General features: G+C 63.1%; 10 protein-coding genes. 6 read left to right on the plus strand and 4 right to left on the minus strand.

Annotated elements, in window-relative coordinates:
- Positions 1–62: 62 nt before the first annotated feature.
- The gene (locus ABD937_RS05010; protein ID WP_345253885.1) at positions 63–944 is read right to left on the minus strand and encodes a dienelactone hydrolase family protein; all 882 of its coding nucleotides are present in this window, start codon (positions 942–944) and stop codon (positions 63–65) included.
- 308 nt (positions 945–1,252) lie between these two features.
- Here ABD937_RS05010 and nhaA point away from each other — a divergent pair, with 308 nt between their 5' ends.
- On the plus strand, positions 1,253–2,422 hold the full coding sequence (gene nhaA / locus ABD937_RS05015; protein WP_345253886.1) for a Na+/H+ antiporter NhaA: 1,170 nt from the start codon (positions 1,253–1,255) through the stop codon (positions 2,420–2,422).
- Between the two features lie 582 nt (positions 2,423–3,004).
- Here the strand turns inward: nhaA and ABD937_RS05020 are convergent.
- Both ABD937_RS05020 and ABD937_RS05025 read right to left on the minus strand, forming a co-directional pair.
- Positions 3,005–3,640, minus strand: a complete 636-nt coding sequence (locus tag ABD937_RS05020) for a response regulator (RefSeq protein WP_345253887.1) — start codon at positions 3,638–3,640, stop codon at positions 3,005–3,007.
- Between the two features lie 53 nt (positions 3,641–3,693).
- Positions 3,694–6,585: a sensor histidine kinase gene (locus ABD937_RS05025; protein ID WP_345253888.1), complete on the minus strand. Its 2,892-nt coding sequence runs from the start codon at positions 6,583–6,585 to the stop codon at positions 3,694–3,696.
- A 118-nt stretch (positions 6,586–6,703) separates the two neighbouring features.
- On the opposite strand from ABD937_RS05025, the gene ABD937_RS05030 reads away from it, so the two are divergent.
- Both ABD937_RS05030 and ABD937_RS05035 read left to right on the plus strand, forming a co-directional pair.
- The gene (locus ABD937_RS05030; RefSeq protein WP_345253890.1) at positions 6,704–7,708 is read left to right on the plus strand and encodes a bestrophin family protein; all 1,005 of its coding nucleotides are present in this window, start codon (positions 6,704–6,706) and stop codon (positions 7,706–7,708) included.
- A gap of 60 nt (positions 7,709–7,768) precedes the next feature.
- Positions 7,769–8,209: a nuclear transport factor 2 family protein gene (locus ABD937_RS05035; RefSeq protein WP_345253892.1), complete on the plus strand. Its 441-nt coding sequence runs from the start codon at positions 7,769–7,771 to the stop codon at positions 8,207–8,209.
- Positions 8,210–8,281: 72 nt separating this feature from the next.
- On the opposite strand, the gene ABD937_RS05040 is transcribed toward ABD937_RS05035, so the two are convergent.
- Positions 8,282–20,716 (minus strand): beta strand repeat-containing protein, encoded by a 12,435-nt coding sequence (locus ABD937_RS05040; protein ID WP_345253893.1) that lies wholly within the window; start codon positions 20,714–20,716, stop codon positions 8,282–8,284.
- A 479-nt stretch (positions 20,717–21,195) separates the two neighbouring features.
- On the opposite strand from ABD937_RS05040, the gene ABD937_RS05045 reads away from it, so the two are divergent.
- The 3 genes from ABD937_RS05045 to ABD937_RS05055 all read left to right on the plus strand — a co-directional run bounded on the left by ABD937_RS05045 (position 21,196) and on the right by ABD937_RS05055 (position 23,560).
- Positions 21,196–21,855, plus strand: coding sequence for a response regulator (locus ABD937_RS05045; protein WP_345253896.1), 660 nt, complete (start codon positions 21,196–21,198; stop codon positions 21,853–21,855).
- 130 nt (positions 21,856–21,985) lie between these two features.
- Complete coding sequence (locus ABD937_RS05050) at positions 21,986–22,963, plus strand: methionyl-tRNA formyltransferase (protein WP_345253897.1); 978 nt, start codon at positions 21,986–21,988, stop codon at positions 22,961–22,963.
- Positions 22,964–22,975: 12 nt separating this feature from the next.
- Entirely contained in the window at positions 22,976–23,560 is a 585-nt protein-coding gene (locus ABD937_RS05055; RefSeq protein ID WP_345253898.1) for a phage tail protein, read from the plus strand.
- Positions 23,561–23,611 lie beyond the last annotated feature (51 nt).

Consider the following 23,611-nt stretch of genomic DNA (forward strand, 5'->3'; position numbering starts at 1 on the left):
TCTAACGGATGCATACAGATCCGTTCAGTCCGTCAGGCCCGCGTGCTCCCTCTCCCCACGTTCTACTTCAACCGTTGCCCGAAAAATTCGATCGTGCGCTTCCACGCGAGCTCGGCGGCAGGCCGGTCGTAGCGGGGCGTCGTGTCGTTGTGGAAGCCGTGGTTGACGTTGGGATAGATTTGCGCGCTGTATTCTTTCTTGTGCTCCTTGAGCGCGGCCTCGTAGGCCGGCCAGCCCTCGTTCACCCGGGTATCCAGCCCTGCATAATGCAGCTGCAGCGGTGCCTGTATGGCCGGCACATCGGCCGCCGCGGGCTGCCCGCCGTAGAAGGGTACGGCCGCCGCCAGCGCGGGAAGGCGCACCGCCATCATGTTGGCGATCCAGCCGCCGAAGCAAAAGCCCACCACGCCGATCTTCCCTTTCTGTGTGCCCGCGAGGTAGGCATGCGCCGCGATAAAGTCTTCGAGCATTTCGTTGCGGTCGCGTTTGCTTTGCAGCGCCCGGCCTTCGTCGTCGTTGCCGGGATAGCCGCCGAGCGGGGTCAGCGCGTCGGGTGCGAGGGCCGTGAAGCCGGCGAGCGCCACGCGGCGGGCTACGTCTTCGATGTGCGGGTTGAGCCCCCGGTTTTCGTGCACTACGATCACCGCTCCCGGGTGCGCCGCCCCGGCCGCGGGCCTCACGAGCAAGGCCTTGATGGAGCCTCCGCCTTTGGGTGAAGGATAGGTGATGTAGTCGGACAGCAGGCGCGGATCGTCGGCGGCCACCTGCACGGCGCCCCCGTAATCGGGCATCAAAAAACTCATCAGCGACGCTACCGTGAGGCCGCCCACGGCGTAGGTGCCGAGCCGCTGCACGAAGGTGCGGCGGTCGAGCCGGTTATGCGCATAATCGTCGTAGAGGTCGAATACTTCCTGGCGGATGTCTTCTTTGCGGAGCTCGCTCATGGGGGCTGGTTTGCCTGTAAGATAGTGCGAAGCCGGCTTCCCCGCGTCGGCCCGGGCTCCGCACCCCGGCGGCGCTTTTCGCCGACACGGCCGCCCGGCAGGTACCCGCGCTCCAGGAGCCGGATGACGCGCTCTCGATCGACGCCCGGGTTGCGCACGGAGCTCCAGATCTTTCTCAACTGTCCGGGTATCGTATTTCGTTCGCTCCAGCACTAAGCCTCCCGCCGTACGACTTTATTAAAAACAGTTTAGAACGGGCGCTACGGCCCTTGATCGGCCGCGATGCGGTTATCTTCGCCACACTGCGTATGTCCCAATTCACCGACCTCTTCAAAGGCTTCTTCCACTCAGAAAAGGTAGCCGGCCTCCTGCTGGTGACCTGTACCGTGGTGTCGCTGCTCATCGCCAACTCGGGCGCGGGCGATGCCTACGCACACCTGCTGCACCAGGAACTCGGTCCTGCGGCGCTAGGGCTTCGCTTCAGCGTGGAGCACTGGATCAACGACGGGCTGATGGCCATCTTCTTCCTGATGGTGGGCCTGGAGGTGGAGCGGGAGCTCTACGTGGGTGAGCTTTCCGACATCCGGAAGGCGATCCTGCCCCTCGCGGCCGCAGTGGGCGGCATGCTTCTCCCTGCAGCCATTCACTTCGCCTTCAATGCCGGCACGCCCACGCAGCCGGGCTTCGCCATCCCAATGGCCACCGATATCGCCTTTGCGCTCGGCATTCTCTCGCTGGCAGGCAACCGGGTCCCGACCTCCGTAAAAGTGTTCCTGGCCGCACTCGCCATCATCGACGACATCGGCGCCATCCTCGTCATCGCCTTCTTTTATACGGAAACGGTGTTTTTTGGCTGGCTCGGCGGCGCGCTGGGCATCTTCGCGGCCCTCTGCGGCCTCAACCGCCTCGGCGTGCGCTCCCTGTGGTTTTACCTTCCGCCCGGAATCCTGATGTGGTACTGCTTCCTCCAATCGGGCGTGCATGCCACCATCTCCGGCGTGCTGCTCGCCTTCGCCATTCCCTTCGACGAGAAAGACGACGCCAACGTGTCGCTGCAGCTGCAGCACTTCCTGCACCAGCCGGTGGCCTTTGGCATCGTGCCGGTGTTCGCGCTGGCCAACACGGCGATCCGCCTGCCTTCGGAATGGCTCTCGGGGGTCACGGGCCGCAACGGGCTCGGCATCATCGCGGGCCTCTACGTCGGCAAGGTCGTGGGCATCGTGGGCGCTCCCCTCCTGCTCGTGCGTGCCGGCTGGGCACGCCTGCAGGAAGGGCTTACGTGGCGCGCGCTGGCAGGCGCCGGCTTCCTCGGCGGCATCGGCTTTACGATGTCGATGTTCATCGCCAACCTGGCCTTCCCCGACCCTACCCACGTCATCGGCTCCAAGCTGGCCATCCTGCTCGCCTCTACCGGGTCGGCCTTAACCGGGCTGCTCCTGTTCCGCACGGGGCCGCGGGCCCCGCACGCCTCCTCGTGATGGAACTGGTCCATTTTCTAACACGCCGCTAACCCGCTACTAAGGCCACCTTAATGCCGCACCAGCATCTTTGGCTCCTGAAGGCTTTACCCCCGACCCTCTAATTTCTTGTTTTATAGATCAGAACGCCAGGCCCCGCTTCCGCGGGGCTTTTTTTCCGAACACCGTATTTCTACGGAACAAAAAGGCCCCCGCGAAAGCAGGGGCCGTGTAATAGGAAATCCTATTCCGACGATAATCTGATTTTTGGCTGCGCTTAGCACCGGCCGGTCGAACTACCGGCTGTTGCAGTAACGAAACGGCAGGCAAACTGTTACCTGCCTCCACCACGGAAGCACGCGGTCGTCTTGCCGGCCGGGGAAAATGTGTATTGAACTATAACGGGCGGTGAAGCGATCATGAGCAACGGGCCGGAGCGCTGTTTAGCTACGAACTGGAATACGGGGGGATCGGCCGGCGGCGCCCGGGTATGCAGTTGAAGTGGTTCTGGCTGGATCAAAGCTAACCGATACCGGAAATCTCACAATGACATGAACAGGGTATTTTAGCGGATCGCCCCGTAGAATTACGGCCGCCGTCCGCTCAGAAGGGCTTCGCCTTGTTGAACTCGCGCACGAGCTGCACCCTTGAGTTGACCTGCAGCTTGCGGTAGATGTTCTTGACGTGCTGGCGCACGGTGTCGGTGGAGATGTGGAGCTCGCCGGCCACCTGCTTGTAGGTGAGGCCTTCCACAAGGGCCCGGGCCACCTCGTTCTCGCGGGTGCTGAGGCCTTCCATGGTGCGGTGCTCGTCCATCGGCGGGATGCCGGCAAAATAGGCCACCACCTTCTTGGCGATGACGGGGCTCATGGGCGCGCCGCCCTCCAGTACCTCGCCGATGGCGGCGCGGATCCGGACAAAGGGCGTATTCTTGAGGAGGTACCCGCCGGCGCCTGCCTGCAGTGCGCGGAAGATGCGCTCCGCATCCTCGTACACGGTGAACATCAGCACCTGCGTGTCGGGGTATTTTTCCTTGATGTGGAACACGGCCTCCAGGCCGTTCATGCCGGGCAGCTCGATGTCGAGCAGGATGACCTGCGGACCAAGCTCATCGCGCATCAGGAAGGCTTCCGCGCTCTCGTATGCGCCCACGAGCCGAAGGTCGGGCTGCAGCTCCACGAATTGCTCCAGGCCGGAGCGGATCACGGCATCGTCCTCGATAATGGCCACATCGATCATGGTACAAAAGTGCGCTTTAAATCAACGCGGCGGGCTCACATGAATAGGGTAACCTACAGGCGGGGCATCTCGAGCTCGATCGAGAACCAGTTGTCGGCAGTACGCGCCCGCAGACGGCCCCGGATGCGGCGGGCGCGCATGTCCATGTTGCGGAGCCCCTGGCCCTTGTGGGCAGTGGCCTTGCCTTCCGGCGGGCGCAGCTCGTTGCGCAGGGAGAGGCGGAAGCCATTGGCGCCGTTCTCCAGCTCGATCCGCACCGCACCGCCCGCATTATGCCGCGCGATATTGTTCACCGCCTCCTTGAAGATGAGGTACAGGTTCTGGCGCATCGCCTGCGGCACGGTGCCCGTGGCCTCCATGCCGCTGGCCTGGAACGACAGGTCGAAGCGCTCGCGGTCGAGCAGGTTGAGCGCATGCTCCTTCATCCGCAGGAGCAGGTCCTCGCCGGTATCGTTGCGCGCGTCGATGGACCAGATGATATCGGAGATCGACGCGATGGCCTTCTTGCTGTCCGTAGAAATACGTTCCATCACCGGGCGCGCCGGGCTGTCGGGCTGCATCGATAGCAACTCGCTGCTGATCGAGATGCGGGTAAGCGCGCTGCCGATCTCGTCGTGCAGGTCCGACGCAATGGTGGTGCGCAGCTGCTGCTCCCGCTTCATCTTGGCCACCTTCTCGCGCCAGAAGGCGTAGCCGATGCCCGCCACCAGCAGCAGGAGCGCCGCCTGGAACCACCAGGTCTGGTGGAAGGCAGGCTTCACCTCGATGCGGTGCTGGAGCCACTGGGCTTCGCGCACCTGGTCGCTGAAGCGCACCTGGAGTGTGTAGGTGCCCGGGGGCAGCCCGTAAAAGCCGATGTCCTGGCTCAGGCTGAAGGGCTGCCAGGCGGCACTGCGCTCCTTCAGGCGAAACAAGGCGGTGCGCCGGCCGGCGTCGACCGTAGTACCCACCTTGATCCCGATATAGCTTTCCGAAGGTCTCACCACGAGCTCCGGGCTGCGGCCCGCGAACAGGTCGGGCGCCAGCACGTTGGCGCCCGACCCGCCCTTTTTCACGTAGGCGATGCGGAGCGCTGCGCTGGCCTGCTCCGAAAGGTGCGCGAGGGCGCTGCGGGGAAGCCGGTAGAGCCCTTCTACGCCCCCCAGGAGCAGGGCGTCCTGCGTGCTGTCGAAATAGCTGGCGGAGTGATTGAACTCCTGCTCGAACAGGGGGTCGCTGCCCGAAACGTCCGTGGGCAACACCTCCACTTCACCCTGCCCGTTCAGTACGCTGATGCCGCCGTTGGTGCCGGCTACGAGGAAGCCGTCGAGCTCCTGCAGGGAGTACACGTACTGGCCGGCAAGCCCGCGGTCCATGCCCACCTCCTGCAGTACCTTGCCGCCCGGACCGAGGAGCACGAGCCCGCGGCCCTGGGTTGCCAGCCAGAGCCCCCGCTCCGAAGGCAGCACGGCATGGATCATCAGGTGCTCCTGCCCGGGAAAGACCTTTCGGAAGACCCCCTGCGCATCCTCGAGGAAGAGGCCGGTCTGCGTGGCGATATACAGCCCGCTGTCGGATTGGTGCAGGTCACGCACATAGCCGCAGTTGGCCGGTGCGCGGCGGGGAACGCAGCTCCAGCGATCGTTGCTCCGCCGGATGGTATAAAGTCCCTTACGCCCACCGGCCAGGAAGCCATCCCCCATCGGCTCCAGGCAGAACGGCTCTACCGTGGCGCTCCCGAATGGGAACATCGTGATCTGATCGTTGCGGGTGTCGAGCGTGGCAAACCCGGGGCCTCCCTCGAGGCCGAGGAGCAGCTCGTTTGGCCCGGTGCGCCGGATCGTGTAGGTGATCATGGTGGTGATCTTGCGGCACACGGAATCGGTGCAGACGAACAAGCCTTCGTACGTACCTACATACAGTTTACCGGCGGCCCGGAAGATACCCCGGATGCTGCGTCCCTGGAAGGAGCGCAGGATGGCGGAGAAAGACGGCGGCGCCGGTCCCGCCTTGGTGGCAGGGCGCCACTCGAACAGGCCCTTATCGGTGGCAATGAGGTGCGTACCGGTTTGCGGGTGCCGGAGATCCTGCCCGTTCTGGCGGATCGACTCCACCGCGAGCGGCGGCGCTACCCGGCACCAGGCGCTGCTGGGGGTGACGCTGTTCTCCTGCCCGGGCTGCGCGAAGAAGAGAAACTGGTCGCCATCGCGGAGCACCGCCCCCAGCTGGTGCCCGTTGAAGGCCTCCAGCACCTGCAGGCTGCGGCGGTCTACGAGCAGGTAGCCGTTGAAATAGCGGACCAGGAAATGGTGCTTCGTCTGGAGCACCTGCATCACGTCGGTCATCGGCTCGGGCAGCTTCGGCAGCTGCAATGGCTGCCAGCGCACGGTGTCGCGCTCTACGATGCCCACGGAGGTGCCGGAGAACAGGTAAACGCGGCCGGAGGCCGTATCGAGGTGATAGGCCTGCACGTCGCCGCGCGGGATCGGCGAGCGGCGGATCCAGGGAAACTGCTCGCGCAGTCCTTCTCTCCGGGTGAACGTGAACGCCTGCCCCTTGCGGCCCACGAAAAAAAGGCGGTTCTGCCGGTCGATGCTGAAATGCGCGCCGAGGGCCACCACGGGGTAGGTCCAGGTTGCGCGCGTATGCGGGTCGAGGGCGAGCAGCTCCGTGCCGTCGGCCAGGATCAGGAGGCCGTCGTAATAAAAAAAGCTGAAGGCGCCGGTAGCGAGCGACCTGCCGTAGGGCGCCAGGTCAAAGGGCTGCACCGAGGTGCCGTCGTAGCGCCAGAGGCCCTGCGTGGTGGCGAACCAGAGAAAGCCGGCCTCGTCGAAGCGAACGTCGCGGATGGCTGCCCGGTAGAACGGTTTCGGGAGCGGCACGCGCTGCTGGGCGCACAGGCACAGCCCGGCCCCCATCAGGGCAAGGGTAAGCAGCAGCAATCGGGCACGTTTGGTCGCAGTCATCCGGAAAAAGTGTCGGAAAATAAGACATTCGGCGCAACGCGGCACATTTTGCGGGATCGGGGTGGTATCATCCTTGCAAGTGCAGCGCTTGCCTCTCCCACCCAAAGCCACAGCCACCATGTACGCCGCCCGCAACCTGACCCCCGGTTTTATCCTCCGCTTCGCCGCGAAGCCCGTATTCGTTTTCGCCGCCTATGCCACATTCGTGACCTGCCTCTACGAGCTCGCCGGGCTCCGCTTCCTCGCCCTTCCCTTCGTCCCGATCTCGCTGCTCGGCACGGCGGTAGCCTTCTACGTCGGCTTCAAGAATAACTCCTCCTACGAGCGGCTCTGGGAAGCCCGTAAGCTCTGGGGCGCCTTCGTCAACGACAGCCGCACGTTCACCGTGCAGCTGCTCGACTACCTGCAGCCTTCGGGTCAGCTCGATGCCGAAGCATTGAAGGAGCACCAGCGCATCCTGGTCTACCGCCACATCGCGTACATCAACTGTCTGCGGATCCAGCTCCGGCAACGCAAGGTGTGGGAAGAAAAGCACGACCCCTTTGCCGCCATCGTCACCGAGAAGACCCCGTTCGTCAACCAGAACCTGCTCAAGGAGATTAAGCAATTCCTGCACGACGACGAAGCCGAATGGCTGTACAACAAAAGCAACACGGCCACCCACATCCTCCGCAAGCAAAGCAGCCACCTGCGGCACCTGCACGAATCAGGCTGCGTCGAGACCTTCAAGCAGGTGGAGCTGGGCCGGCTGATCCAGGCCTTCTACGATCACCAGGGCGCCTGCGAGCGGATCAAGGGCTATCCCTTTCCGCGGCAGTATGCCTTCTTCAGCGAGGTCTTCGTATGGCTGCTCGCGGGCGTGCTGCCCTTTGGCCTGGTGGGCGAGCTATCCAAGCTGGGCGAGGTGTATGTCTGGATGACGATCCCCATGAGCGTGCTCATCTCCTGGGTCTTCCTGGTGATGGAAGTCGTGGGCGACCGTAGCGAGAACCCCTTCGAGAACAGCGTAAACGACGTCCCGATGACCGCGATCTGCCGCAACATCGAGATCGACCTCCGCGAGATGCTGGGCGAGAAAGACATCCCCGGCCGTATCTACCCGGTCCGTAACATCATCATGTAAGTGCTGCGCCGCTCATCCAAATCCGGCGCGCAAACCGTTCGCACGGCGTAGCTTGTCGGGATGAGAACTCTTTTAACCGGCCTGGCGCTCCTGTGCGCCGGCGCAGCCGCGGCCCAGCAACCGCGCGAAGAAGTGGAGCGGGCAGTTCGCGACTATGTGGACGCCTTTTACTACGGGGATACCGCCAAGGTGCACCGCAGCATCGCCCCCGACCTCGTGAAGCATGGCTATTACCGCCCGCGCGACAGCAGCACCTATACGCTCGACAGCATGTCGTTCCGGCAGTGCATCTCCTATGCCGCCAACGTAGCGAAGCGCGGCCCGAGCCCGAAGGTGGCTACATTTCCGAAAAAGATCGAAGTCTACGACGTACTCGAGCGCACGGCATCGGCCAAGCTCACGGCCTGGTGGGGCACCGACTACATCCTCCTGAGCCGCCGCGGCGACCGCTGGCTCATCACGCACGTGCTGTGGCAATCGCCCCCGCCGGCTAATAAATAACCCGGCTCCCTGTAATGTGCAAAAGGCCCCGACGATACCGTCGGGGCCTTTTCTATTGAACGCTTTTGGCGATCAGCGATCGAGTTGCACCTTGTTGCGGAACAGCGTGCCGTTCATTTCCGTGACTACCGTATAAATACCGTTGGCCAGGTAAGAAGGCAGGTCGATCGTGAGCGACGTGCTGCCGGGGCTGAGGGCCTGCTGGCGGCTGCTCACCACGCGTCCGAGGTTGTCGACCACGAGGATGCGGGCCTGGGCGGCCTGCGGCGCGTCGATCTGGAGGCGGATGCCGGAGGTGCGTACCGGGTTGCTGAGCACGATCACGGAAGGCTGCTTGCCGCCGTTGAGGTCGATGCGCACGATCGGGCTGTAGCTGTAGCTGCCGTTGATGTCCACAAGGCGCAGGCGGTAGTAGACGCGCGGCACGCGGAGCGTACTCAGGTCGTCGTTGAAGCCGTAGCGCTGCTCGGTGGCGCTGCCGCGTCCGTTCACGAAGCCGATCTCCGAGAAGCTGCTACCGTCGGTGCTGCGCTCTACGGCATAGCCGCGGAAGCTTTGCTCGTTCACCGTGGTCCAGCTCAGCGCTGCCGTGTTGTTGCGCTTTTCACCCGAGAAGGTGATGAGGCGCACCGGCAGTGCCTGGTCGAAGTTGAGCGTGTAGGTGGTAAAGTCGCCGATAATGCCCGCCTCGTCGCGCCATGCGTATTCGAACGAGAAGCTCGAAGCGCCGGTGCGCAGCAGGATCTTGAGTGCCGACAGGTCGTAGGCCGGGATCTCCCAGTAGCCGGACGACGTGTTGTAATAGGCACATACACCGTCGCCGATATCGCCGCCCTGGCAACCACCCGGCTGCAGCTGCACGCCGGCGTAGGTTACGATACCGGGGTCGGCAAAGGGCGAACCGTTGCGGGTGCCGGTATACGAAGCCGGGTCGATCACCAGGAACACGTTGGGCGTACCTGCCGTAAGCGTCAGCGGGGCGCCGTTATCGCCATCGGGGTCGAGGCCGGTGAGCGCTCCGGGCGTGCTGCCACTGGAAGCGGCACCCGACAGGTTCACGCGGGCCGAGTAGGTCACGCCCATGCTCGCGGTACTCGGTATCGACAGGCCCTTATCCACGTTCGGGTTGGTATCGGGCGTCATCAGGTAAGTCTTCGCGTCGGCGACTGGCAGGCGGTCGAGACCGAAGTTGATGCCCGTTACGTCGGTAGCGGCCAGGGTTACCGACACACGGCCGTTCACGGTGCCGTCGGAGGCGGTCCCGATTCCTTCACCGGTGAATGCATAACCCGAGGGAAGCACCGCGGATGCCGAATTGGCTGCCGTGGTCACCACCAGGGTGTAGGTGCCAGGCGTGAGGCCTTCGAGCGAGAAGGTGCCGTCGGCGGCTACCGCTGCACTGGCGATCACGTTGCTGGCGCCATCGATAGCGTTCACGAACAGGGCACCACCGGCGTTGGTGCCGGCCCCGTTGATGAGCGCGTCGGACAGGCCGTTGAAGTCGTCACGCACCGTACCGGTAATGGTGAGGCCCGACAGCGGCTGCCGTGCAATACCCGGCGTAAGGCTTTCCACACCGGCGTTGTCGATTACGAGGTAGGTGAAGTCCACGTTCACCGCACCGTCCACAGGGTCTACCGTAATGGCCGGGAGCGGGTTGCCGGCAGGGTTGGTGGCCACGTACACGCCGCCAACCGGGAAGGTGGCCGCGGTGTAGCTCAGCGCGCCTGCGGTGCCGCCCGGCGTCGTTGCCGCCGAGGCGAAGTTCACCGTCGTGGCATTGGTGGGGAACGATGTGATGTGGATGTAGTCGATCTCACCGCCGCTGATGTCTTCCGTATCCGTACCCGAGAAGGTAGCGGACGGGATCGTTACGGTATTGGTGCCGCCGGGGTTCAGCTGCGCCGGGGCTACCGTGAGGGTGGCTGCCTCCGGACGGGCATCGATACCGAAGTCGATCGTCACGTTGCCGGTGATGGCGCCGCCGAACTGGTAGCGTCCGTTGGCGTTCACATCGCCCGTAGTACCGGTCGGTCCTTCGCCCGTATTTACCCAATCGGGCGCATCCGGAAGCGTGGCGGCAGTCGATGCCGGGTCGTTGGTCAGCACCAGGGCGTAGGTCGTTACATCGGCTTCCACGCCATTGGCGGTGGAGAAGCTGAAGGTACCGTTGGTGAGCAGCTGGCTCGCTACTACCGTATTATTGGCCGTGTTGATCAGGTTTACGTAGAGCTGTCCGTTTGCGTCGGAGATCGGCGACCCGTCGATAACGCCGTCGGTGCTGCCATCCTCGTCGTCATACACCGTACCGGTGATCAGCAGGTCGGTCAGCGGCTGGCGGGCCGTGCCGGTCGTTTTGCTTTCCACACCGGCATTGTCGATCAGGAGGTAGGTGAAGTCCACATTCACGGCGCCGTCAACCGGGTCTACCGTGATGGCCGAGAGCGGGTTGCCGTTGGCGTTGGTGGCCACGTAAACCCCACCTGCCGGGAAGGTGCCGGCCGTGTAGGACAGCGGTCCGTAGGTACCGTTCACCGAAGTGGCGGCCGAGGCGAAGTTCACCGTCGTGGTGTTGGTCGGGAACGTCGTGATGCGGAGGTAGTCCACCTCGCCGCCTGCAATGTCCGTATCGTCGTTGCCACCGAAGGTTGCAGCGGGGATCGTGACGAGATTGGTGCCGCCAGGGTTCACCTGCGGCGCAGCCGTGATCAGGTTGGTGACCACCGGGCGGGCATTGATCGCGAAGTCGACCTCCTGCTCGCCGGCAAGTATGCCACCGAAGCTGAAGGTACCATTGGCGGTGCCATCTCCGGTGCTGCCGGGAGTGCCTTCCGCCAGGTATACCCAGTCGGCCGGAGCGGGCAGCGTGGCCGTGGTGGCCGTCGGCGAATCGGTGAGCACCAGCGTATAGTCAGCCACGTTGCCACGCACGCCATCGGCCGTGCTGAACGAGAAGCTGCCGTTGGTCAACTCCTGGCTGGCAACCACGAGGCCGCCGCTCACGAGGTTGACATAGAGTTGGCCGTTCGCATCCGAGATGAGCGCACCGTTGATGGTGCCGCCATTCACATCATCATACACGTTGCCGCTGATGAGGATATCGGTGAGCGGCTGGCGCGCGGTGCCCGTGAGGGTGCTTTCCACGCCCGCGTTATCAATGGCACGGAAGATGAAGTCCACCGTCACGGCGCCATCAACCGGATCCACCGTGATGGCCGAGAGCGGGTTGCCGTTGGCGTTGGTAGCCACGTATACGCCGCCAGCCGGGAAAGTGCCGGCCGTGTAGGACAGCGGTCCGTAGGTACCGTTCACCGAAGTGGCGGCCGAGGCGAAGTTCACCGTCGTGGTGTTGGTCGGGAACGTCGTGATGTGGAGATAGTCCACCTCGCCGCCGCTGATATCAGCGGTATCCGCAGCATTGAACACGGAAGCCGGGATCGTTACGAGGCCGGTGCCGCCGGGGTTCTGCTGGGAAGCCGCGGTGCTGACGATCGTAACGGTCGGACGTGCGTCGATACCAAAGTCGATCGTGAGGTTGGTCGTGAGGGCGCTGCCGAAAACGAAGCGTCCGTTCGGGATGGCATCCCCGGCTGTGCCTGAGATACCCTCCGACGTGTTCACCCAGGCCGTTGCGTTGGGCAGGCCAGGGGTGGTTGCCGTGGCCGACTCGGTAAGCACGAGGTGGTAGGTCGCGACGTCCGTTTCGATGCCGTCGGCCGTCGAGAAGCTGAAGGTGCCGTTGGTAAGCTGCTGGCTGGCCACTACCGTACCGGTGGTGGTATTCACCAGGTTCACATAGAGCTGGCCGTAGGCATTCGAGATCGGCGTACCGTCGATCAGGCCATCCTTGGTGCCGTCGGCATCGTCGTACACCGTACCGGTGATGAGTACATCGCTGAAGGGCTGGTTGGCGATCGCCGTGTTGGTGCTTTCTTCTCCCGCGTTGTCGATTACACGGTAGGAGATCGCTACCGTCACCGCACCGTTGACCGGGTCAACGCGTACCGCGTCGGCGTCGGTAAGGTTACCGTTGGCATCGGTGGCGATAAACACACCGGTGCCGGGGAAGGTACCCGATGTATAGGTCGTGGTCGTAACCGGTCCGCCAAGCGTAGTGGAGCCGGTGATCGTGATGGAGGTCGCATTCGTCGGGAAGGAAACGATCCGCACATAGTCGATCTCGCCGCCCGCGAGGTCAACGGCATCCGTTCCGGAGAAGGTGGCCGCAGGCACAAGAGCGGTATTGGTGCCGCCGGGGTTCACCTGGCTGGGCGCTGTTGCGGTTACCGCCGTGGGCAGCGCGTCGATACCGAAGTCGATCGTGACGTTGGAAGTGACGGCGCCGCCGAAGCTGTACACGCCGTTGGGGCTTCCGTCGCCATTGCTGCCGGTAGTTCCTTCGGCGGTGTTGACCCAGGTGGCCGGCAAGAGGCCGGTGGTAGCCGTCGCACTCGTGGCGAGCACCAGCGTATAGTTGTTCACGTTGCTCTCGACACCGTTGGCGGTGCTGAAGCTGAAGGTACCGTTGGTGAGCTGCTGGCTGGCCACCACGTTGCCGCCGCTTACCAGGTTCACGAACAGGGGCGTGCCCACGTTCGAGATCGGCGTTCCGTTGATGGTTCCTGCATCGACGTCGTTATACACCGTACCGGTGATGAGGAGGTCGCTCAGCGGCTGGGTGGCATTCACCGTGTTGGTGCTTTCGAGGCCGCCGTTGTCCACGACGCGGTAGGGAATCGTGATGGTCACGGCGCCGTCGAGCGGGTCTACCTGCACCGCGTTCGGATTGGCCAGGTTGCCGTTGGGGTCGGTGGCCACAAACACCCCGGTGCCCGGGAAGTTCAGCGCCGTATAGGTGTTCGTAGTTACCGGGTCGCCCAGCGTCGTCACACCTGTGATCGTGATCGTGGTCGCGTTAGCCGGGAACGCCGTAATCCGTATATAGTCGATCTCGCCACCGGACACATCCACCGCGTCGGTGCCGGAGAAGGCATCTGCGGGGATCGTCACGTTGTTGGTGCCGCCGGGGTTCACCTGGGCAGGGGCTGTGTTGGCAGCAGCCGTCGGGCGGGCATTGACGCCGAAGTCGGCATCGTCCACACCGGCAGAGGTCAGGTTCACGGTGATGCTGCCATTGGGCGTGCCATCGCCGGCGGGGGTCAGGCCTTCACCCGTATTGACCCAGCCTGCGGGCAGTGTGGCCCCATTGGAAACGGCCGACGTGGTGAGTACCAGCGTATAGGTGCCGTTGCCCAGGCCTTCGATGACGTAAGTACCGTCGGCAGCTACATTGGCCGAAGCGACAACCACGTTGCTGCCATTCACGGCGTTCACGAAGAGCGTGTTGCCAAGGTCGAAGCCGGTTCCGTTGATGGCGCCGTCGAGGAGGGCTGTCACGTCGTTGTATACAACGCCGCTGATGGCTCCGGTAACGAAGGGAACAGTGGACGTTGCCGTGGCAGCGCTCTCATAACCCGCGATGTCGATGACGGTGTATATGAATGTCGCCTGCGTTGCTCCCGCGGCCGGGTCGATCTTAACTGCGTCAACGGGCAACGAGTTACCGTTACCGCTGGTGGGGATGTAGATGCCACCGGCCGGGAAGGTTCCCACCGTGTAGGTATTGATCACAGGAGTGCCGTCAACCGTTTCGGAGGAATAGGCCTGCAGGGTGGTGACGCCGCCCGGGAAGGCCGTGAGGTGGATGAGCGCGATCTCCCCGTTCACATCCGGGTCAGTGCCGGCAAAGGTGGAGGGAGGCGCGGTAATGAAGACGTTGCCGCCCGGGTTGTTCTGCGCCGTGGTGGTCACGCTGATGGCCGTGGGCAGGCCGTTGAAGCCGAAGTTCACGGTCTGCGACGTGCTGATGCCGTTGACCGTCACGAGGCCGTTGGCGGCGCCGTCGCCGGCAGCCGTGGTGCCTTCGGCCGTATTCACCCAGCCGGGGGGCAGGAGACCGGTGGTACCGGTGGCCAAGGTGCTGAGTACGACCGTATAATTACCGCCCGACACGAGGTTGCTGAAGGTGAAGGTGCCGTTGGTGAGTGGCACGCTTTGTACCACTACCCCACCGCTCACGAGGTTCACGAAGAGCGGGCTGCCGCCGGCTGCGCTGGCAGGCGTTCCGTCGATCGTGTTGTCGGTATTGCCGTCGGTATCGTCGAATACCGTACCCGAGATGCTCAGCGCCGTTAGCGGCTGGCGGGCAATGCCGCTCGTGCCGCTCTCGCGGCCCGTATTGTCGATGGCCGTATAGGTGAAGTCCACGTTCACCGTTCCGTCCACCGGGTCAACGGTGATGGCCGAAAGCGGGTTGCCGTTGGCGTTGGTAGCCACGTATACGCCGCCTGCCGGGAAGGTGCCGGCCGTGTAGGACAACGGTCCGTAGGTACCATTCACCGAAGTGGCGGCCGAGGCGAAGTTCACCGTCGTGGTGTTGGTCGGGAAGGAAATGATATGGATATAGCTCACTGCGCCTCCGGCCAGGTCCTTATTGTCGGTGGCCACGAAGGTTGCGGCCGGGATCGTAACGAGGTTGGTGCCGCCGGGGTTTACCTGCGCGGGGGCTACCGTAAGCGCCGCGGGCACGGGGAGCGCCTCGATGGCGAAGTCGATGGTCTGCGCCGTCGTTACCGGTGCGCCGAAGGTGTAGGTACCGTTCGCACTGCCGTCGCCAGTTGTACCCGAAATACCTTCCGCGATGTATACCCAGCCGGCGTCGGGCAGGGTAGCGCCGGTAGCCGTCGCGCTGCTCGTCAGCACGAGGCGGTAGGCGCCGCCGCTGACTACGCCATCGGCGGTAGTGAAGCTATAGGTGCCGTTGGTAAGCGCCCGGCTGGCCACTACCGTGTTGTTGGCGGTGTTGACCAGGTTTACGTATAGTTGCCCATCAGCATCGGAGATCGGCGTACCGTCGATCACGTCTGCGGTCACGTCGTTGTAAACGGTGCCCGAGATCGTGAGGTCGGTGAGCGGTTGCCGGGCGATGCCGGTAGCATTGCTTTCCACACCGGCGTTGTCCACAACAGCATAAGCGAAATCCACGTTCACGGCGCCGTCAATGGGATCCGCGGAGATCGCGGAGAGCGGGTTGCCGGCAGGGTTTGTGGCCACGTACACGCCACCGGCCGGGAAGGTCAGCGCCGTATAGCTCAGCGGGCCTGTGGCGCCGCCCAGCGTCGTGGATGCCGCAGCAAAGCTCACGGTAGTGGCGTTGGTCGGGAACGACGTGATGCGGATATAGTCGATCTCACCGCCACTGAGGTCTTCGGCATCGGTGCCCGAGAAGGTAGCCGCGGGGATTGTCACCGTGGCCGTTCCTCCCGGGTTCACCTGCGGTGCGGCAACGGTCAGCGTAGCAGGCGTCGGGCGGGCATCGATCGCGAAATCGACCACCACGCTGCCGGTTACCGGTGCGCCGAAGGTGTAACGCCCGTTTGCGTTGGGGTCACCGGTAGTGCCGGAGAGGCCCTCGGCCAGGAACACCCAGTCGTCTGACGGGAGCGTGCCCGTGGTGCCGCCCGCTGTCTTGGAGAGCACGACTGCGTACGTGCTTACATCGTTGCTCAGGCCGTTGGCGGTACCGAACGAGTAGGTTCCGTTGGTGAGCGCCTGGCTGGCCAGCACAGTGTTGGTGGCCGTGTTGACAAGGTTCACGAATAGCGGGCCGTCGGCATTCGAGATCGGGGTACCGTTGATGATGCCGCCGTTAACGTCGTCGTACACGGTTCCCGAGATCGTGAGGTCCGTGAAGGGCTGGCGGGCGATGCCCGTTGCGGTGCTCGACATGCCGGCATTGTCGACCGTGCGGTACGAAATTTCGACGGTCACAGCGCCGTTCAGGGGGTCGATGAGCACATCGGTGAGGGGGTTGCCATTGGCATTGGTAGCCACATAAACGCCGCCACCGGGGAAGGTGCCCGAGGTGTACGTAGTGGTCGTTACCGGGCCGCCGATCGTGGTGGCGCCGGTGAGTGTGATGGACGTGGCGTTGGTCGGGAAGCTGGTGATCCGGATATAGGACACCTGGCCGCCGCTGATATCGCCGTCATCGGCGCCGCTGAACGTAGCGGCGGGCACTACCACGCTTGTGGTTCCGCCGGGATTCACCTGTGCGGGAGCCGTATTCAGGGCCGATACCGTGGGCAGTGCGTTGATGCCGAAGTCGATCGTCTGGCTTGTGTTCACCGCGCCGCCGAAGATGAAGGTCCCGTTCGGGGTGCCGTCGCCGGTAGTGCCGGTCAGGCCTTCCGCCGTATTGGCAAAGGTGGGCGGAAGCGGTGAGGTTACGCCGCCCGGGTCCGTTGTCAGCACGAGCTTATAGGTTGTGATGCCTGACTCCAGGCCGTCTGCCGTAGTGAAGTTATACGTACCGTTCACCACCGGGCTGCTCGCCACGAAGGTGGTGCCGTTCACCAGGTTCACATACACCGGCACGCCTACGCTGGAGATGGGTGTTCCGTTGATGATGCCGCCGTTCACATCGTCGTATACCGTACCGCTGAGGCTGAGCTCCGTAAGGGGCTGGCGGGCAGTACCCGTGTTGGCGCTTTCCTTAAGGGCATTGTCGACCACCTTATACGTGACGTCAACGTTCACCGCGCCGTTGACCGGGTCAACCAGCACCGGGGTTAGCGGGTTGCCGTTGGCATTGGTGGCCACATACACGCCACCGGCCGGGAAGGTGCCCGCCGTATAAGTCGTGGTCGTTACCGGGCCGCCGGGCGTGGTGGCGCCGGTGAGTGTGATGGACGTGGCATTGGCCGGGAAGGCCGTGATGCGGACATAGGAGATCTGGCCGCCGGCAAGGTCGGTTGCATCCGTTCCGGAGAAGGTGGACGCCGGTACCGTAACGTTGCGGGTTCCGCCGGGATTTACCTGCGGGGTAGCCGTGCTCAGGATCGTAGTCGACGGAAGCGCATCGATGCCGAAATTGACCACCGTGTTGTTGGTGATGGCGCCGCCAAAGTCGTAAAGGCCGTTCCCGGTGCCATCGCCGGCTGTACCAGCGAGGCCCTCCGCCGTGTTCACCCAGGCTGCCGAGGGCAGCGAAGGCACGGTGGAGGTAGAGCTTGCGCTCAATACGAGGCGGTAGGTGGTGACGCTGCTTTGCAGGCCATTGATGGTGCCGAAGTCGAAGGCGCCGTTATTCAGGGCCGTACTGGCAATCACCGTATTGGTGGCCGTGTTCACCAGGTTTACGAACAGCACGCCTCCCGCATTCGAGATCGGCGTACCGTCGATGAGGCCGTCGGTGACGCCGTCGGCGTCGTCGAATACCGTACCGGAGATCGTGAGGTCGTTCACCGTAATGTTGGCCGTGGCCGTGTTGGTCGATTCGATGTTCGCATTGTCTACAACACGGTAGGAGATCGCCACCGTGGTAGCCCCGCTGACCGGATCGATGCGCACGGCATTGGCGTCGGCCAGGTTACCGTTGCTGGTCGTGGCCACATACACACCACTAGCCGGGAAGTCGCCTGCCGTATAGGTGGTGGTCGTTACCGGGCCGCCGGGCGTGGTGCTGCCGGTGATGGTGATGCTGTTGACGTTGTTGGAAGGGAAGGCCGTGATGCGCACATAGCTGATGATGCCGCCCGATGGGTCAACCGCGTCCGTACCGCTGAAGGCCGTTACGGGCACGGCTACCGTGCCGGTCCCGCCGGGGTTCGTTACGGATACCGTGGGCGCCGTTACGGCGGTGGGGCGCGCGTCGAGCCCGAAGTTGACGTTGCTGCGTGTCGACGTCACCGTGCCGAGCGTGATCACGGGCGTGGTGGTATTCAGGCCCGTGGTAATGGCCCCGTTGTTATTGTAGCTCACGTCTACCCATCCCGTGGGCAGCGTTGTGGTAATGCTGCTCAGTGCAACCCCTGCTGTGGGCTGCGCCGCCAGGGAGGCGAGGCGTACCTCGTAGTTGTTGCCCGACGGAACGCTGTTGAACGTATAGCCCGTGGCGCCCGCAGTAACGGGGGTAGAGGTGTACACGGTAGCGGCGCCCGAATAGCTATTGGTGGTTTGCACCAGGATGGCATAGAGCGTCTCGCCCGGGTTGGCCGGGTTTACGTAGGCTTCGCCCGCTTCCTTGATGCCGTTGCCGTTCACGTCGTCCCAGGCATTGCCCGACACGCTGATCGGGACGGCCTGGCCGACGAAATTCACCGTGAGGGTGCTCGGCGATGCGTTCACGTCCTGCACGTTGGCATTATCGGTTGCCCGGAATGGGATCACCACCGAGGTGGCGGCGGTACCCGTGGGGTCAACGGCAATGGAGGAAATATTCGCCGCGGGTACCACTACGCCGCCACCGGGGAAGGCCGTACAGGTCGACTGCGGCGGGCAGGTGCCGCCATTGGTATACAGGATCCCGTTGAGGCGGATGTAGTTGGCGCCGGTGGGGAAGCTGGTGATGGTGATGGAGGAAACCGTGCCGTCCTCATCGGCATAGGTGAAACCGCCCGAGGTCGGGATCGTGTAGGCGTTGAAGCCGCCCGGGTTGGCCACACCGCTGATCGTGCCGCTTTGCGTGGTGGGCGGCAGCTCGAGGCCGAAGTTGGCGTTGGTGACCGAAGTGGAACCGACCGTCAGGATGATCTTGCCGTCTACAAGGCCGTCATTACCGGCTCCTGCTCCTACGTTCTCACCTACCGGCACGAAGCTGCCCGAGGTGCTGGTGGGGTAAGTGGGTGTGGTGACCACGGAGCCCGCGGTGGCAGCGCTGTTGCGTACGTAGATGATGTAGCTGCCCGCGTCTACGGTGCCCAGGTCATAAGCGCCGCCGGCGGCGATACCCACCGAGCGCACCACCTGGTTGTTACTGGCATTGACCAGCACGGCGTAGGCGGCGTTGGCCGCGAATTGGGTGCCTATGGCATTCACCGTATTGTCGGTGAGGCCGTTCGCATCGCGGAAGATGTTGCCGGAAATCCCGACGCAGTTCAGCGTGACGCTGAACACGGCATCGGGGCTTTCAAAGCCGGGTGTGTAGGCGTTGACGGTGAAGTTGCGCGTTCCGTTCGAGATGGAGGTGGCGGTGTTCTGGTATTGCAGCGCGTCGAGGAGTGACTCGAGTTGCGCAGCCGTGGTGCCGGCGCGTGTAAAGCGCACGTTCCGGATTCCGTTCCGCACCGTAACGAGGTAAGCATAGCTGATGCCGCCGAGTGTGATCGTTCCCGAGGAGTTCGCAAGCGTGATCGGGCCTCCGGTGGAACCGGTGATCACGAGCTGCTCGCTTGCGCCGTTGAGCACTTCGGATACCGGAATGCGCACGACGAGGGAGTCGAAGGTATTATTTGAGGGGGTAGCCACATTCGTTCCGCCGCTGGTGAAGTTGAAGGCGGACGCGCAACCCGTGGCCTCGTTATTCACACCCGTGGTACTGGGATTCAGCTCGATGCTGGGAGCCGTGTTGACCACTGCCGTCGAAAACGTGGGGCCGGCGCTGAAGTCGACGAAGTAAAGGGCGACGCCGCTGCCATCTGTCCCGAGGATGAGCGGGAAGTTGCTCACGTTGTTGTACGTGAGGCGGATGCGGTGCGGGTCCGCGGTCACCGTCGTGCTGTTGTTGATGGTGGTAGAGCGGAAGCGCGTCAGCGTTGTGGTCGGGTCGTAGGTGACCGCGATATTGGTGGGGTTCCCGAGCGCGTAGGTATTGAAGCCCCCGAACAGGTTGTACTGGTTGGAATTGGCGCCGCCGTTACCGTCGATGTCGTAGGAGTTCACCAGCACGTTCTGCAGGATCACCGGCGTGCCGTTGGGGTTGGTGCTGGCGTTGTAGGAGGTGCCGAGGATAAACTGAATGTCGAACCGGGCGAGGCCCGCAGCGCTGAACTGGAACTGGGGCGAGAAGAACTTCGGGTCGTTGGAGTTGAAGTTCGTACCCGAGGCAGCAGGCTGGTCGTAGGCGTCGAAGGAGCTCACGTTCGTAAGCGCCGTCGTTGTAATGATAGCGTCGATCCGGGTGCCGCCGATGTTGACCACGTTGGTATACAACATCCGGTCTCCTACCGACCGCCCACCATTCGTGCCCGTTATCTGGGTGGCATTATCGAAGGAGAGCTGGTTGTTATTATTGTTATAGAAGCTGGTGGTCACCTGTATGCTGAGCGTAGTGGAGGTGGACCCTGCCGCATTGGAGGCCGTCACCGTATAGGTGGTTGCCGGGCTGGTGGTAGTGGGCGTGCCGGAGATGACCCCGGTACTTGTATTGAACGTTAGCCCGCTGGGCAGGCCCGGGCTGATGGAGTAGCCCGTTACATTGCCGGAAACGGTGGGCGACAGGAAAACGTTACTGACGCCGGCAACGTATACATTCGGCGTCGGGTAGCGGAGGGCCGTCGGCGCCTGCTGGGCCAGCAGCGCAAGGGGCAGGCCGGCAAGGAAGAGCAGGACCAGGAAAAAGCGCGTGGTGCTACTTGGGGCTTGGCGACGAAGCAGCGAAGGGTCGAACAGAGCGGCCGTTGAGGCACCCGGGGCGCCGGTAGCCGGACGCGGGTAGAAATAGTTCATACGAATAATTAGGGTTAAGGCGTCTTTTGATCAGCTGACAGGCCGGAAAAGTCTGAACGGAAAAGCCGGCACGAAGCCGGTATTCTCGTGGTGCTCTTTGTCGGATGTCAACTGTTCCTGCCCTGCCCGACGAAACAAGCAGAGGGGGAATGCGACTGGAAAATTAAGTAACGGACAGATTGTTAAACACTTGTTAAGCAAACTTTTGATTAATTTTTTCTACTGCCGAGCTACGTTTTCCAAACAGAAACGAACGAACGGATGCTTACGCTGATAAAAAATGGAAACCGGGCCGGTATCAGAGATCTGCCCGGCAACCGACAAATCCGTAAGCGGCGCGCCGGACGCAGGGTTCGTTTGCGCGAATACCCTCCCCAGGACCGTAGTCTGGTTGCCGGACGCGCCCACCCGGCAGCGGGATTCCTCCTGCTTGCGCGATTACCTGATTTTCTCTTATTTAGCGCCTACATACCAAAACCATGTCTTCCTCCGAAGCGAGCATCCGTATCCTGGTCGCCGATGACCACGGGATCTTCCGCGAAGGCCTCCAGCTGGCAATCGGGCGCCTTGCAGCCGAGGGCCTGCTGCTGGTGGCGGAAGCTCCGCATGGCCGGGCCGCGCTCGAGGTACTGCAGCACGTGCCGGTAGACCTGGTGCTCATGGACATTGAAATGCCGGTGATGGACGGTATCCAGGCCACCGCCCGGCTACGGGAAGAGCACCCGGAAATTCCGGTGATCGCTCTTTCCTCGCACAACGACCTTCCCTCGATCTCTGAAATGATCACTGCCGGCGCCCGCGGCTATCTCCTGAAAAGCGTGGAGCGTGGCGAGCTGCTCCAGGCCGTGCGCACCGTAGCGCGCGGCGGCACCTATTTTACGCCCGGCGTGGCCGCGCAGCTGAAAGAATGGATGCAACACAACCTCGCCAACGCACGCGGGGAAGGACTCAGCGAACGGGAACGCGAGGTCATTGTACTTTTGTGCAAGGGCTTCAGCAACAAACAGATCGGCGACGCGCTCCGGATCAGCAAACGCACGGTAGACGGCCACCGTGAGCGGATCATGAACAAGATCAGGGCACATAATCTCGCCGACATCATCGCTTACGCTATCAAATTCGGCCTTCACCGGGTCTGAGTTTTCGCCCCCTTTTACCGTGTAATTTCAGTGGGATTCTACGCAACTCCATCAGGTACTAATACCTGTTGGGCGGATGTTCGTTCCGGGTACATTGCACCTACCAAAGCAGACCTCCAAAAGGCGACCCATGAACGTCCTCGTGCTTACCAACAACTGCGCCTCCTTGCCTGTCCTCGGGTTTCTTGCCGACCGCAAGCTGCTCAGCGCCATCATCGCGCCGCTGCCTGCCAACGCCGACACGCCCATACTCGAAGACTGGGCGGCGGGCCGCGCAGTTACTTTCTTCCGGATCGAAAAGCACCTGCTCGAAGAAGAACTCCGTGGGTTCACCAGCGCCTTTCCCAACCACCTCGTACTCAGTTTCTGCTTTCCGTGGCGGATCCCGACGGCGCTGCTGGCGGATGGGCCATCGCGCTTTTTCAATGTCCATTTCAGCCTGCTGCCGCAGTATGCCGGCCCGACACCCCTTTTCTGGCAGCTGCGCGACGGGTGCACCAAGGGTGGCGTCACCCTCCACCAGCTAACGAGCACGCTCGATGGCGGCCCTGTAGCCGGCAGTACGGTAGTGCCGCTGTTGCCGGGAGAGAACGAGGGACTGTACAGCACCCGGCTTGCCGCCGCGGCGGTGCCGCTGGTGCAGGCGCTGGTAACAGAGCTCCAATCCGGAAGGCTACCCCGGCTGACGCCCCAGCCTGCCGAAGACCGGAGCTACCGGCCACGCCCCCGCGCAGAGGACTTGTATATCTACTGGGACCGCTTCAGTGGCGCCGAAACAGAGCAGCTCGTGAATGCCAGTAACCCAGGAGCCGGCGGCGCGCTCACTTTCTTTCGCGGGCAGCCGGTGCGCCTCCTGGAGGTAACGCCCGCCGACGGCGCCGTTGCCGCAGGCACCCCCGGTGGCACGATCGTTCATGCCGATGCGGCACAAGGGCTTTTTGTGATCTGTGCCGACGGAGGGCTGCTGCGCCTCAATGTGCTCGGGCTTCGTGAGGGCTGGTATTCCGGCGGTAAGTTGAGCGCCCTCGGTTTCCGCGCCGGCGACCGCTTCGACCTGCCCCCGCAACAACAACCTGTAATTCTTTCACCATCATTCATTCACCACTAAACCCCTTTTGTTATGGATCCTTTCATTGGCGAGATTAAAATTTTCGGCGGCAACTTCGCACCCCGCGGCTGGGCCATGTGCCAAGGCCAGCTTCTGTCGATCGCTCAAAACTCGGCGTTGTTCTCCCTACTCGGCACCATGTACGGTGGCGACGGCGTGACCACGTTCGGACTTCCCGACCTTCGCGGCCGCACGGCCATCGGCATGGGCCAGGCACCGGGCCTCACGAACCGCAGCCAGGGCGAAATGGCCGGAACGGAGAACGTTAGCCTGGTGAGCACCCAGATCCCGATGCACGCACACCCGATCGACGGCAATGCCCACGCAACGCTCAATGTCTACAACGGCAACGCCGACATCGACGCGCCGGTTGCGGGTGCATCGCTGGCCACGGTCAACACCGGCGGCCGCGGCGCCTCGGCCTACGCCACCTTCTTCTCGGGCGGAACAACCAACACGGCGCTTGCTGCAAGCTCCGTGGGTATGAGCGGCAACACCGGGGTAGCAGGCGGAAGCCAGCCGCACGACAACATGCAGCCATATCTTGCGCTGAACTACATTATCGCACTTCAGGGCATCTACCCGAGCCGCGACTAAAAAAACCGGAAGGCCAGTAATAATACGGCCTTCCTTTTTTTGCTATCCTGG

Source organism: Flaviaestuariibacter amylovorans, assembly GCF_039541815.1.
Lineage (GTDB): Bacteria > Bacteroidota > Bacteroidia > Chitinophagales > Chitinophagaceae > Flavisolibacter > Flavisolibacter amylovorans.